At 64.6% G+C, this 8128-nt stretch carries 8 protein-coding genes and 1 pseudogene; 6 read left to right on the top strand and 3 right to left on the bottom strand.

Features of this window, described 5'->3' with window-relative positions:
* The 6 genes from ACREC7_RS14430 to gmk all read left to right on the top strand — a co-directional run.
* Positions 1-223: SDR family oxidoreductase (locus ACREC7_RS14430; RefSeq protein WP_431556387.1), on the top strand; the 223-nt coding region annotated here is incomplete at its 5' end.
* Between the two features lie 259 nt (positions 224-482).
* Positions 483-722, top strand: coding sequence for an acyl carrier protein (locus tag ACREC7_RS14425; protein ID WP_424388882.1), 240 nt, complete (start codon positions 483-485; stop codon positions 720-722).
* A gap of 103 nt (positions 723-825) precedes the next feature.
* On the top strand, positions 826-2091 hold the full coding sequence (fabF, locus tag ACREC7_RS14420) for a beta-ketoacyl-ACP synthase II (RefSeq protein WP_431556386.1): 1266 nt from the start codon (positions 826-828) through the stop codon (positions 2089-2091).
* 91 nt (positions 2092-2182) lie between these two features.
* On the top strand, positions 2183-3637 hold the full coding sequence (gene mltG / locus ACREC7_RS14415; protein WP_431556385.1) for an endolytic transglycosylase MltG: 1455 nt from the start codon (positions 2183-2185) through the stop codon (positions 3635-3637).
* Between the two features lie 127 nt (positions 3638-3764).
* The gene (locus tag ACREC7_RS14410; RefSeq protein WP_431556384.1) at positions 3765-4652 is read left to right on the top strand and encodes a YicC/YloC family endoribonuclease; all 888 of its coding nucleotides are present in this window, start codon (positions 3765-3767) and stop codon (positions 4650-4652) included.
* A gap of 32 nt (positions 4653-4684) precedes the next feature.
* Positions 4685-5290 (top strand): guanylate kinase, encoded by a 606-nt coding sequence (gmk, locus tag ACREC7_RS14405; protein ID WP_431556383.1) that lies wholly within the window; start codon positions 4685-4687, stop codon positions 5288-5290.
* Between the two features lie 103 nt (positions 5291-5393).
* On the opposite strand, the gene rsmA is transcribed toward gmk, so the two are convergent.
* The 3 genes and pseudogenes from rsmA to ACREC7_RS14390 all read right to left on the bottom strand — a co-directional run.
* Positions 5394-6236 (bottom strand): 16S rRNA (adenine(1518)-N(6)/adenine(1519)-N(6))-dimethyltransferase RsmA, encoded by an 843-nt coding sequence (gene rsmA / locus ACREC7_RS14400; RefSeq protein WP_431556382.1) that lies wholly within the window; start codon positions 6234-6236, stop codon positions 5394-5396.
* Positions 6233-7249: a 4-hydroxythreonine-4-phosphate dehydrogenase PdxA gene (pdxA, locus tag ACREC7_RS14395; protein WP_431556381.1), complete on the bottom strand. Its 1017-nt coding sequence runs from the start codon at positions 7247-7249 to the stop codon at positions 6233-6235. Before pdxA ends, rsmA begins: the two co-directional genes overlap by 4 nt.
* Positions 7250-7388: 139 nt before the next feature.
* Positions 7389-8128: pseudogene (locus ACREC7_RS14390) on the bottom strand (hypothetical protein); the annotation flags it as partial.

Below are 8128 nucleotides of genomic sequence, written 5' to 3'. Positions count from 1 at the left end.
GTGTGGCATCACCGCCAATTGCATCGCTCCGGGCTTTATCTCCACCCCCATGACCAATGCGCTCACCCCTAAGCAGGTCGAGGCCATCGCCGGTGCAATTCCGGCTGCCAAGTTCGGAAAACCCGAGGATGTCGCGGCGGCGGTGGCGTTTTTGGCAAGCAACGAGGCCGGCTACGTTACCGGCGAGACAGTGCATGTGAATGGCGGCATGGTGATGGTTTGAGGCCTTCTGCCGCAAGGACTTGGCAGGGTTGCCGGAGCGGCCTTCGCAGGCTCGATCGGGCCCCTTCAGGGCTGCTGGCAAAGCCCGGGAAAGTATGTTACCCAAACGGCCGCTCTGTGAAGCTCTATGGGGGCTTGACAAAGACAATCCTCCTCGCGTTCAAACCCTGTGACTTGCCGCTCTAGGGTGCGTTAGGCCGTGAGCCGAGACCGGGGGACGTGCGAGGCCTAAGGACTGAAAAGGAAACGGTGAGGCGGACATGAGCGATATCTCGGAGCGCGTAAAGAAGATCGTTGTTGAGCATCTCGGCGTCGAGGCCGACAAGGTCACCGACAGTGCGAGCTTCATCGACGATCTTGGGGCCGACAGCCTCGACACGGTCGAGCTGGTTATGGCCTTCGAGGAAGAGTTTGGCTGCGAGATCCCGGACGATGCCGCAGAGACCATTCTGACCGTGGGCGACGCCATCAAGTTCCTGGAGAAGAACACGGCCGCCTGACCCGTCTTGCTCGTCGCGCGCTTGAGCCGTCCAGCGTCGTTGTAAGCTTTAGCCCATACGGCTCGATCACCGATTCTCAACGAGGATCACGCGAAAGCGTCAGATGCGACGTGTCGTCATCACAGGTCTGGGTCTCCTATCGCCGCTCGGCTGCGGCGTCGAAGTCACCTGGCAGCGGCTGACCGCCGGCAAGAATGCGGCCAAGCGCGTCGAGAATTTCGACGTCTCGGATCTGACCTGCCAGGTCGCTTGCCAGATCCCGCGCGGCGACGGCAGCGACGGCACCTTCAACCCGAACGATTGGATGGAGCCGAAGGAGCAGCGCAAGGTCGATGACTTTATTATCTATGCCATGGCGGCGGCCGCCCAGGCGCTGGCCGACGCCGGCTGGAAGCCTACCGCATACGAAGATCAGATCCGCACCGGCGTATTGATCGGCTCGGGCATCGGCGGATTGCAGGGCATCGAGAAGACTTCGCTCCTCTTCGCCGAGAAGGGGCCGAGGCGGGTGAGCCCGTTCTTTATCCCGGGGCGCCTGATCAATCTCGCGGCAGGCTATGTCTCGATCCAGCATGGGCTGAAAGGTCCGAACCATGCCGTGGTCACCGCCTGCTCCACCGGTGCGCACGCCATCGGCGATGCCTCGCGGCTGGTCGGGCTCGGCGACGCCGATGTGATGCTCGCCGGCGGTGCCGAATCGCCGGTGTGCCGCTTGTCCATTGCCGGCTTCGCCGCCTGCCGGGCGCTGTCCACCAACTTCAATGACCAGCCGCAGCGCGCATCGCGTCCTTACGACCGCGACCGCGACGGCTTCGTCATGGGCGAGGGCGCCGGCATGGTGGTGGTCGAGGCGCTTGAGCACGCCAAGGCGCGCGGCGCCAGGATCTATGCCGAGATCATCGGCTACGGGCTTTCCGGCGACGCCTTCCACATCACGGCACCGGCCGAAGACGGCGACGGCGCCTATCGCTGCATGGTCGCGGCGGTCAAGCGCGCCGGCATCGAGCCCGCCGACATCGACTACATCAATGCTCATGGCACCTCGACGCCGATGGGAGACGAGATCGAGCTTGCCGCCGTCGAACGGCTGTTCGGCAATGCCGCGGGCAAGGTCTCCATGTCGTCGACCAAATCGGCGATCGGCCATCTGCTCGGCGCCGCGGGTGCGGTCGAGGCGATCTTCTCGGCGCTGTCGATCAGAGACAACCTCGCGCCGCCGACCCTCAATCTCGACAATCCCTCGGTGGCGACGGCCATCGATCTCGTGCCGCACAAGGCCCACCGGCGCACGATCGACACTGTGCTGTCCAACTCCTTCGGATTCGGCGGCACCAACGCCTCGCTGATCCTGCGACGGTGCGACGCCTGATCCTGCCTCGTTCCGCTTGCCAGCCGAACCTCCCTTTCGCCATATTCTCACGCCAAGTGGATAGGCAGTTCCCGCGCGGGGCATCAAGGCAATGTCCGTGACCAGCGACCTCTCGTCGACGGAGAAAGACAACGATGCGCGTGAGCGTGCGGAACGCGCGATCCGCAATTTCAACACGCCGCCACGCAGCCCTTACGAAGCCCTCGAGCCGGTGCGTCCGCCGGAGTTCCCCGAGCGCGAGCCCTGGCGCATGCACCCGGTGCTCGCATTCTTCAATGCCCTGTTTATGCTCACCTTCTTCACGGTCTGCGTCGTTTTCGCGCTGTTCTATTTCTTCAGGCTTCAGTTCGACCGGCCCGGCCCCTTGCCTGCCTCAACCGTGGTGGTGATTCCGAAGGGCGAGGGGGTGAACGGCATCGCCGAGCGGCTTGAGCACGATGAGGTCATCACCGACCGCGGCCTGTTCATGACCAGCATCATCTACTTTATGTATTTGCGCGGCACCGGCGCGCTGAAGGCCGGCGAGTATGAGTTCCGCAAGCAGGCAAGCATGCGCCAGGTGCTCGATACCCTGGTCGAGGGCAAGTCGATCGCCCACAAGGTCACGTTGGCCGAGGGGCTCACCAGCCAGCAGATCGTCGAGCGCATTGAGGCGAACCCCGATCTGAAGGGCACCATTGCCGGCATCCCCGCCGAGGGAACGCTGCTGCCTGACACCTACCGGTTCCAGATCGGCGACAGCCGCCAGGACATCGTCGAGCGGATGCAGATTGCTCAGAAGAAATTCCTCGCCAAGATGTGGGAGGAACGCGACTCCGACATCGTGGTGCAAACTCCGGAGGAGGCGATCATTCTCGCCTCCATCGTCGAGAAGGAGACGAGCCGGGCCGATGAGCGGCCGCTCATCGCCAGCGTGTATCAGAACCGGCTCAGGAAGAAGATGCGGCTGCAATCAGACCCCACCATTATCTACGGGCTGGTCGGGGGCAAAGGCGTGCTCGACCATCCCATCCAGCAGGAAGAGCTCGATCGCGACACCGCGTACAACACCTATAAGATCAACGGGCTGCCGCCGGGGCCGATCGCCAATCCCGGGCGCGCGGCGATCGAGGCGGTGCTGAAGCCGGCCAAGACCAAGGATCTTTATTTTGTCGCCGACGGCAGCGGAGGACACGCCTTCGCCCCAAGCCTCGATGAGCATAATAAGAATGTCGTGAAGTGGCGTCAGGTCGAGCGCGCGATGCGCGAGCAAGAGCGGGCGGCAGCCGCTGCTGCCGCGGCGGCTGGCGGGACTCCTGCGACAGACGGCAGCGTTCCCAAGACCTCGTCGGGCGCTCCTGCTCCAGCCACTGGCACCGTGCCCACGGCCGGAGCGGCTCCTGGCACGCTTGTTGCGCCGGATGCTCTGGTGAATTTGCGCTCTTCGGCCGGAATTTCGCCCGCGCCAGGTGCTGCGGCCGGCGAGAGCGAGGCTGGCCCTGAGGACACGCCGGACGGAAGCGCCGGGGCCGGGATACCCTTGCCGCGGCGCAATCCCCTGCGCTAAGGCGATTGCTCTCTCCTTGTCTGTTAAGGTTGTCGCCGAGGCGTCGGCGTTCGCTCGCCGAATCCGGCCCGACTCGGCATATAACGGTCGTCCGCGGAGCTGCGGACGGCCATGAGGATGAACGCGCATGACGCTGAAAAGCATGACCGGATTTGGCCGCAGCTCAGGCGTCCATGGCGAGACGAGCTGGCATTGGGAGGTGCGGAGCGTCAATGGGCGCGGGCTTGAGCTTCGCCTCCGCATGCCTTCGGGTCTGGAAGGGCTCGAGATCAAGGCGCGAGCGCTCGCCCAGGAGGCGCTTGCCAGGGGTAATTGCATGCTCAATCTCACGCTGCGCCGCGAAACCGGAGAACTCGCCATTCGCCTGAACGAAGCTGCGTTGGTCCAGGCGCTCGCCGCGGCCGAGCGCGCCCAAGCGCTAACCCATAAAGAGGCGCCGAATCTCGATACGCTGCTTGCCATGCGCGGCGTGGTCGAGGTGGTGGAGGGGGAGGAGAGCGAGGAGGCGCATACGAAGCTCGAGGCGGCGCTGCTCAAGGGGCTCGGCACGGCGCTCGATCAGCTTGTCGCGGGACGAAGGGCGGAAGGCGCGAGGCTTACCGCCGTCATGGCCAATCAGCTCGACCAGATCGCAAGCCTCGTAGAGCGGGCGTCCAATGCTACGGCGCGTCAGCCGGAGACGATTCGGCAGCGTCTGACCGAGCAGGTCGCGCGTCTCATCGAGACCGGCACCGGAATTGATCCCGAGCGGCTGTACCAGGAGGCCCTGCTGCTTGCCGCCAAGGCCGATATCCAGGAAGAGATCGACCGCCTTCGGGCCCATGTGGCGGCGGCCAAGGACCTGCTCGCGCAAGATCAACCGGTCGGCCGCAGGCTCGAGTTTCTCTCGCAGGAATTCAACCGTGAGGCCAACACGCTCTGCTCGAAGGCCTCCGACATCGAGATCAGCCGGGCAGGGCTCGAGCTCAAGTCGGTGATCGATCAGTTGCGCGAGCAGGTTCAGAACATCGAGTGATGCTAGCGATGGAGCCCACGCGACGAGGTCTGATGCTGGTCCTGTCCTCGCCTTCCGGCGCGGGGAAGACCACGCTAGCCCGCCGATTGCGCGACGCGGAACCCGGCATCGAGATGTCGATCTCCTGCACCACGCGCGAGCGGCGCAAAGGCGAGGTCGACGGCAAGCACTATCACTTCGTCGATCGCGACACGTTTGCGCGCATGCGCGACCGCGGTGAGTTTCTCGAATGGGCTCTCGTCTTCGACAATTTCTATGGCACACCGCGAGAACCGGTCGAGCGGGCGCTTGCGGAGGGCCGCGACGTTTTGTTCGACGTCGATTGGCAGGGGGCGGGCAAGCTCCGGGAGAGCGCCAAGGACGACGTTGTTGCGGTGTTCATCCTGCCTCCGACCGCCGCCGAGCTCGAGGAGCGCTTGAAAGTTCGCGCCGAGGACTCGGAGGAGACCGTGCGGCGGCGCATGCAAGGGGCAAGCAACGAGATCCAGCACTGGGACGAGTATGACTACGTCGTCATCAATCATGACGTGGAGCAGTCGGTCGCGTCGCTCCGCGCTATCCTCGCTGCCGAGCGCTTGCGCGCCACCCGGCTCACCGGGCTCAAGGAGTTCGTGCAGAACCTCTTGGCCGAGCTTTGACGCCGCGCCTTTGCAACTCCGTCATACCGGCGAAAGCCGGTACCCAGTTCTTTCGTTGCGCTTCGCGCGCTGGATTCCGACTTTCGTCGGAATGACGGACGGCCTAGCGGCCGAGCGCGTTGGCGATCCGGCAGAAATCGGCGATCTCTAGCTCCTCGGCGCGGCGCTTCGGGTCGATGCCGAGCGCTTGCAGAAGGGCTTCGCTGTCGGGCGTGACCTGCCGCAAGGAAGAGCGCAGCATCTTGCGCCGCTGTCCGAACGCCGCGGCCGTCACCCGCTCCAGCGCAGCGACGTTACAGGCGGGATGCGGAGCCTGTTTCGGTGCGAGCTCGACCAGAGAGGAGTCGACCTTGGGCCGTGGCGTGAAGGCTGCGGCGGGAAGGGTGAGCAGAATGCGAGGAGAGGTGCGCCACTGGCTGATTACGGCGAGACGCCCATAGTCGCGGGCGCCGGGCTTGGCCACGATGCGCATCGCGACCTCGCGCTGAAACATGAGCACGAGCCGATCGAACCAAGGCGGCCATGGCTCAGTCTTGAGCCAGCCGATGAGGAGTGGCGTGGCGACGCTGTAAGGCAGGTTGGCGACGATGCGCGCAGGCGCTCGCAAGTCCAAGGCGCCATAGTCGACCTCGCGCGCATCGGCGGCAATGATTTCGAGCCGTCCCGGATAGACACAAGCGATGTCGTGCAGGGCAGGGAGGCAGCGCTCGTCCTTTTCGATGGCGATCACCCGCGAAGCCCCTTCGAGAAGCAGCGCCCGGGTAAGACCTCCCGGACCTGGGCCGATCTCAACCACGGTGGTTCCTTCGAGCGGCCCGGCGGCGCGTGCGATGCGGCGGGTGAGGTTGAAATCGAGCAGGAAATTCTGGCCGAGGCTCTTGCGTGCGCTGAGCCCTGAGGCGCGGATGACGTCGCGCAGAGGCGGCAGCCCGTCCGGCGCGCTCAAGGCTTGGCGCCCGCGCGGGCCTGCATGGTATCGGCGAGCCGCAAGGCCTCGATCAGGCTGCGCGGGCTTGCTTGACCGGTACCGGCAAGCGCAAAAGCCGTACCGTGATCGGGCGAGGTGCGCACGAAAGGCAGTCCGAGCGTGACATTGACGCCCAGGTCGAAGGCAAGGGTCTTGATCGGGATGAGGGCCTGGTCGTGATACATGGCCACCGCCACGTCATAGGTCTTGCGTGCCTCGGCGTGGAATAGAGTGTCGGCGGAATAGGGCCCGGTCACATCGATGCCTTGGCGGCGGGCCGCGGCAATGGCGGGCACGATCACTTCGATCTCCTCGCGCCCCATGGTGCCATCCTCTCCGGCATGGGGGTTGAGGCCGGCGACGGCGATGCGCGGCCGCGCCACGCCGAAATAGCGCGCAAGGTCGTGCGCCGTGATCAGCAGCGTCTTGACGATGCGCCCCTCGTTGAGTGCACCCATCACCTCTCTAAGCGGAACATGGATGGTGACCGGCACCACCTTGAGCTCCGGTGCCACGAGCATCATCACCGCGTCGGAGGCATTGAGCCCGGCAAGTTTGGCGAGAAACTCGGTGTGCCCGGGGAAGCCGAAGCCGGCGTGGATCAGGGTCGCCTTGCTGATCGGGTTGGTGACCACGGCGCTCGCCGTGCCGGCGCGAACGAGCTCAACGGCCCGTTCGATCGACCGCTGAACCGCCGCCGCCGCGGCGGAGTCGGGGTGTCCGGCAACCACATCGCCGGCGACAGAGATAGGCAGCACCGGCAAGGCCTTGGCAAAGAGTGAGGGGGCCTCGCTTGCCTCGCCGACGGTCTCGATCTTAAGGTCGAGACCGAGCGCGCGGGCCCGCCGAGCCAGCACCCTTGGGTCGCCGATCAGCACGAAGGGTGGAACCGGCGTGCTCTGACGCGCCTGAAAGGCAAGGAGGGTTATGTCGGGGCCAATCCCGGCAGGATCGCCGATCGTGAGGGCAAGCGGTCTTTCGGCATTGTCCATTGCGACGTCCATTGCGACCCGGCCATCGGCAAGACGCTCCGCAGCGTTTCGTAGCCGCCGCTCAGGGCAGCACGCCCGGACTATTTCGATTGGGGAAAGTCTTTAGGCCGGTCAGGCGTCCGCGTCACCCAAAACCGCGTCAACGGTACTCGATGAACGCGTCCTGGCGCATGTCGCGCAGCAGGCCCTCGGCCCTGATGCCGAGCTCTTGTTCCATGAGCTTGATCTCGGTCTGTTGCCGCTTCTCCGGATCGCCCTTGACGGCGTGCTTGCCGCAAACCGCATAAGCCTCGATGGCCGAGCCGGAGAGGGTGGGTGGGGTCATTTGCCCCACCTTCGCGTTCATTACCAGCGTGCGCATCGGCTGGCCGAGCGAGCCCGGCAGCTGATCCTGCATCGTTTTCACCTTGAAGCCCTTGATGTCCTTGGTGAGCGTCGAGAAGTTGGAGCAAGACTGCACCTTGGCGCGAATCGCTTCGATCGCGGCAAGTTGCTTGGCGATTGATCCTTGATCCGCGTCGGTCGGGATCTCGTACCTGACCTGGCGCAATTGCAGCGTGGTCTCCTCCTTCGGCTTGCCCGATTCGCCCGCGTCGGTGAGCGCCTTGTCGACGTCGGCCTCGCCGATCGACACGTTGCGGCGGAATTTCTTCCGCACCACGTCCTGCCATACCACCTGAGACCTGATGCGATCCCTGAGAGTCTTGATGTTCACGCCCATCTGGCCGAGCGCCGTGGCAAGCTGGTCGGGGCTCATTTTGTTGTTTTGCGCCATGCCGACCAGCACCTTGTTCACGTCGTCTTCGCTAGGCGTAATGCTGAGCTTTCGCCCTTGTTGTATTTGCAAGCGCTCCTCGATCAACATGTCCGTGGCTTTTT

The organism is Methyloceanibacter sp. (assembly GCF_050728395.1).
GTDB lineage: Bacteria > Pseudomonadota > Alphaproteobacteria > Rhizobiales > Methyloligellaceae > Methyloceanibacter.
This window is presented reverse-complemented; position numbering and strand designations above follow the sequence as displayed.

Coding starts and splice junctions, on each gene's coding strand:
- fabF (WP_431556386.1), top strand. CDS start 826: ATGCGACGTGTCGTCATCACAGGTCTGGGTCTCCTATCGCCGCTCGGC.
- ACREC7_RS14410 (WP_431556384.1), top strand. CDS start 3,765: ATGACGCTGAAAAGCATGACCGGATTTGGCCGCAGCTCAGGCGTCCAT.
- gmk (WP_431556383.1), top strand. CDS start 4,685: ATGCTGGTCCTGTCCTCGCCTTCCGGCGCGGGGAAGACCACGCTAGCC.
- mltG (WP_431556385.1), top strand. CDS start 2,183: ATGTCCGTGACCAGCGACCTCTCGTCGACGGAGAAAGACAACGATGCG.
- pdxA (WP_431556381.1), bottom strand. CDS start 7,249: ATGGACAATGCCGAAAGACCGCTTGCCCTCACGATCGGCGATCCTGCC.
- ACREC7_RS14425 (WP_424388882.1), top strand. CDS start 483: ATGAGCGATATCTCGGAGCGCGTAAAGAAGATCGTTGTTGAGCATCTC.